Annotated in this window: 5 protein-coding genes; 4 read left to right on the forward strand and 1 reads right to left on the reverse strand. The window is 38.3% G+C overall.

The annotated features are described in order from the left end of the window. Positions 1 to 416: 416 nt before the first annotated feature. Positions 417 to 1,025, reverse strand: a complete 609-nt coding sequence (locus J7I42_RS32850; RefSeq protein WP_209144375.1) for a hypothetical protein — start codon at positions 1,023 to 1,025, stop codon at positions 417 to 419. A 134-nt stretch (positions 1,026 to 1,159) separates the two neighbouring features. Between J7I42_RS32850 and J7I42_RS32855 the strand changes: the two genes are divergently transcribed. The 4 genes from J7I42_RS32855 to J7I42_RS32870 all read left to right on the forward strand — a co-directional run. Further along, positions 1,160 to 1,381 carry a helix-turn-helix domain-containing protein gene (locus tag J7I42_RS32855; RefSeq protein WP_209144377.1) on the forward strand — a complete coding sequence of 74 codons (222 nt, stop codon included), beginning with the start codon at positions 1,160 to 1,162 and terminating at the stop codon, positions 1,379 to 1,381. Positions 1,382 to 1,668: 287 nt separating this feature from the next. Then, positions 1,669 to 2,223, forward strand: a complete 555-nt coding sequence (locus J7I42_RS35815; RefSeq protein ID WP_378573319.1) for a Crp/Fnr family transcriptional regulator — start codon at positions 1,669 to 1,671, stop codon at positions 2,221 to 2,223. 96 nt (positions 2,224 to 2,319) lie between these two features. Next, a complete protein-coding gene (locus J7I42_RS32865; protein ID WP_209144381.1) occupies positions 2,320 to 2,901 on the forward strand; it encodes a Crp/Fnr family transcriptional regulator in 582 nt (193 codons plus the stop codon). 467 nt (positions 2,902 to 3,368) lie between these two features. Next, positions 3,369 to 3,911, forward strand: a 543-nt coding sequence (locus J7I42_RS32870) for an RteC domain-containing protein (RefSeq protein ID WP_209144383.1), incomplete at its 3' end; no start/stop codon positions are given.

Raw genomic sequence — 3,911 nt, forward strand, 5'->3', positions numbered from 1 at the left:
TCAATAACTTCTCATCCCCTTTATCTATATACTGATGTAGTTTCTGACGAATATTAGCTGGTGTCATAAATGCATTGATTTTCAATAAATTTAATGATCTTTAGTGATTTATTCAAATGGGTGACGTTTGCTCAATTCGTCCCGCAAAGTTTCCATTTCCTGCATTGCATAGGCTTCTGTGCTGCTGATATACTTGTGACCAGTCATATACTGTACTTGGCGCTTATTATGCTGTTTTATCCAGTTGATAATTGCCGAGCCGGGAATATGCAGGGCATTGGTTAATGCTGGAATAATGCCCTGTAGCTCTCCTGTAGCAGCCGGTTAACTATATACTGATATTCCTAGAGATATAACGGCCGCACATATCTCGTCTCGTCTCGGCTCAGCCGAGCCGAGACGGGACAGTTTATTTACTAGCCACATAAATTTTCAACCGGCACCGCATTTATTATGAGCAGGTGCGCATCTTTTATTTCATGAATGAAATACAATTGAAAGGCGGCCTCTACCAAACAGATAATATGGTTATACGTCATCCACGCCAGCCAGGGACTGAACCCATCGGGGTAATTGCCATCATATCCAATACCTGCATCGATGAAATCGCACAGTTCGCGCCGTGCATACTCTATTGAAAATAGCTGAAAGAATCCATTGATCACTTCCATTGGGTTGGCCTGTTGATCGGCGGTTAAATGGGTGGGTTGGCTCTGGGGCGATGTTTCTGAAACAATGTATAGCGCCTCCACCAGAAGTACCAGCCACTCATAGAATTCAGTAAGAATTTCCCCGCCATTATTTTCCGAGTAAGTACTGGCTGTAATAGCCACGTGCAGCCAGCTCGGTAATAAGTCATCTGTAAGATCGCCGGGTGTAATCTCCGCAAATACTTCTTTGATTACGGCTTCCGGATTAGTGGTTGCTTTTTCAATTAACCGGGCAGGTTTTGAGTAACGGGATAATGGATTTGTTGTTTGTATATGTTGCTCTGAAGGGTGTATAAGATCATTGATAGGTTTCATATTGATAAGCATTTAATGGTTGAGATAATCGGAATCGATAAATAGCCGTTCTATAGTCCTAAGGTAAGAAATTATTCAATTGACTTGATACATCAAGTCAATATTTTTTTTATTTCACAGAACTTACAAGCCAAATGGCAAAGAAGAAGGACGAAAAACTATTAAAGGCTTTTGGTGAAAATTTAAAGAAGCTACGGGAAGCAAAAGGGCTTACCACCAGAGAATTTGCGGATATAGCTGATATTGCTTATAGTCAGGTCTGGACACTCGAAAGCGGCCAGGGTGATCCTTCTCTTTCTACTTTAATGGCTATTGCGCGTACATTAGAAGTTAGTTTGAATGACCTGGTTCCATAAGAATAATGGCGTTGGTAGCAGAAAAATAGCTAAATGATAAAAAATGAAGGAGGTCAATACGGCCTCCTTTTTCTATTTAGATACAATTTCTACAATGCTGCTAGAGCGTTAGTAATTTTATAGGTTTTTAATTTATTTGACTTGTTTTTTACTTATATTAGATAATGGAATTGCAGCGGCCCTTTAGTTTCAATAACTAAATGGCTGTCCTATGACCTCGACCTGCAGTGCCATTAAACCTTATTCACCTTATGGAATTCATTAACTTTCTACACGCGATTAGCCCGATGGGTTCTGAATTGACCAATCATCTCTCAAGCATTGTAAAAACAGCAAATCTTAAGAAGAATGTGTATTTAGTAAAAGTCGGAAATGTTTGTAAATATGTTTGTTTTGTAAAGGAAGGACTGCTTAAATGTTCATCTTTAGATAATGGTAAAAAAGCTTGCTATTGGTTCGTAAAGGAAAATGATATAATTACTCCTTTCGAAATAGGTTTCGAGCAGGTCCGCTGTAAGGAATCGATCCAGGCACTGGAAGACTGTACACTACAGTACGTTACTTACTCTGAATTACAGGATATTTACTTTCGATTTCCAGAATTTTATGTCCATCGGGAAACGTTTATCGACAAATATGTCAGTTTACTTGACGAACGTGCTTATATTTTGGCGTACTGTCCGCCTGATCGTTATAAGATTTTATTGCAACGTCAGCCCGAATGGATCAGACGGGTTCATAACAGACATATATCATCATATCTGCGAGTGCCGTTATCAATTGTGTGTCAACTCAAAAAAATGACTAAACAGACGCTCGCAGGACACATAAAACTATCTTAATTGTATTCCAGATTGCTTCATTTGTATAACGAAAATTGAAGCGTATTTGAACAAGCTACCCTATGATCCATCACATTAAACCTTATAAATTACCTTATGGAAATTTTAAACTTTCTGAATGGGGTTTACCCGATGTCTCCTGAGTTAATCAATTATCTATCAAACATTCTAAAAACAAAAACCCTTAAGAAAGATGAGTATTTATTAAGGGCTGGAGACATTTGTAAAAATGTATACTTCGTAAAAAAAGGATTGCTAAGATCCTTATATTTAAAAGGTGATAAAGAAATTTCCAAATGGTTCATGAAAGAAAATGATGTGGTGTATGCTGTCAAGAGTTTTTTAGAACAAGTCCCGAGTTTAGAATCGATCCAGGCCCTGGACGACTGTACGTTACAGTACATTACGTATAGTCAATTGCAAGATGTTTGCCGCCGTTTTCCGGAATTTCTAAACCATCGTAGTATTTTAACCGAGCATTATTACAAGTTAAGTGAAGAACGACATGCTATTGTATTGTATCCCAAAGCCATTGAACGTTATCAGTATTTATTACAAAATTACCCGGAATTAATTGGTCGGGTTCCAGCCAAATATATAGCATCATATCTGGGCGTGTCGAAAGCAACACTGAACCGACACAAAAATATGCTATACGGGCACCCAAAGAATAAGTAAAGTTCCACAACATTCAGACGCTACCATTTCTTTTATCACCAAAGGGCCACATCCGGCCCTTTTTTCATGCGGTCAATTTTTACGTTTCAAAAAGTCTCATTTGAGACCTTTTTATTTATTAAATAAAAGTAGGTTTGTATTGACCATTAGCGCATAAAATCCCGGGTTATCAAGCGGTCTTGTCTTATAACATCCAATGTCCTTCCTGGTTAAACCACTCACGCGCGTGAATTTTTATGATTTATCATTTCAACCCCAATCGTTAGATCGATTCTTTAGAAACATTTCACAATCATCGTAACAGGCTTAACGAACTGCCAGTGTCTGAACGGAGTGTTAGACGCTGCCAGGCCGGTCAGGTATTGACCGCCATGTGGCCGCGTTTAGCCCATACGTAAAAGTTTTGCCGCATAGAACAACTATGCGGTATTGGTTATAATTTATTGTTCACTAAAAGGAATATCAATATGAAAATGTTTATTAAAGATTTTGAATATCTCCAACAATCCTTTCAACAGCAGTTGAGAAAAGTGGAAGCCCAGGAAAACGATCTGCGCATCAGGTTTCAAAAATTGAGTCGTATCTGTAGAAATATCCTCATTAAACTCAGCAATGAGTTAAATGAGAATCCGTTTCCTGATAAGGATTGCGAGATCTATTTTTTCAAGCGTATTAAGGCTGAGATCATGGGCAATTACATCTTTTATCAAAAAGTTCATTGGTTGCATACTGGTTATTATAAGAAGAGCGCAATATTGGAAAGGAAACGACTGGAAAAGGAACGGATCAATATTGAACGGTTTTTTTGGGAAAACCAGGTTTACTATACTTACTACCGGAATGAATGCACCCATCATGATGATATGTATTTTGTAAGAGGGCAATATGATGAGAAGATTTGTCCGCCTGTCAATCATTTTGATCCTCATTTCAGTACCAGCTTCGATGGAATGCTGGCGAAAATGAAGGCCAGGGAGTTGTTGCTGGAATATATTGAAGAAAGGTTGAAG

The sequence above is a fragment of the Niastella soli genome (assembly GCF_017742245.1).
Classification (GTDB): Bacteria; Bacteroidota; Bacteroidia; order Chitinophagales; family Chitinophagaceae; genus Niastella; species Niastella soli.

Bases quoted from the DNA above. Each gene is read 5' to 3' on its own strand.
- J7I42_RS32850 (WP_209144375.1), bottom strand. From the start codon at position 1,025: ATGAAACCTATCAATGATCTTATACACCCTTCAGAGCAACATATACAA.
- J7I42_RS32855 (WP_209144377.1), top strand. From the start codon at position 1,160: ATGGCAAAGAAGAAGGACGAAAAACTATTAAAGGCTTTTGGTGAAAAT.
- J7I42_RS35815 (WP_378573319.1), top strand. From the start codon at position 1,669: ATGGGTTCTGAATTGACCAATCATCTCTCAAGCATTGTAAAAACAGCA.
- J7I42_RS32865 (WP_209144381.1), top strand. From the start codon at position 2,320: ATGGAAATTTTAAACTTTCTGAATGGGGTTTACCCGATGTCTCCTGAG.